The 468-nt window shown below is 59.6% G+C and carries 1 protein-coding gene; it reads left to right on the forward strand.

Annotated elements, in window-relative coordinates:
• Positions 1-108 precede the first annotated feature (108 nt).
• Positions 109-468 (forward strand): hypothetical protein (locus tag FCS21_RS15970; RefSeq protein WP_222927989.1); only part of this gene is annotated, 360 nt, incomplete at its 3' end.

The raw sequence follows: 468 nt of genomic DNA on the forward strand, positions 1-468 counted from the left end.
ACCTGTAACCACGAGAAAACTGACCTGGGCGGCATCTGTAAGAGAATTTTTCTGCTAGTGTCGAGCCCAATAACTCGGCTCGATGACGTCGGACAGGAAAAAACTCAGATGATGGATGTGCGATCCCCTTTGGCCAGCGTTGGCCTGTGCGCCGCCTTGTTGCTGGCCGGCGGCTGTTCCCCAAGCGATGAGCAGAAACAGGCCACCCTCGAAGAGAAAACCGCGAAGTTCGAGCAGTCCCTCGACAGCATCCAGGATCCGAAACTGCGCGACGCCATTGCCGACCTCGGCGGCTCGCTGCTGCTGCTGGAACGGGCGCGGGTCAAGCTCGCCACCAAGCCCATCGAGGCCGAATACGGCGAGGACACCCTCGCGCTGCTCAAGCACTACCCCACGCCGCAAGGGCTGGTGGACACCTACATCAATGGCTTGTTCGTACTGCGCAAAGCCTCACATTCCGACTACCTG

The organism is Colwellia ponticola, assembly GCF_005885605.1.
Lineage (GTDB): Bacteria > Pseudomonadota > Gammaproteobacteria > Enterobacterales > Alteromonadaceae > Colwellia > Colwellia ponticola.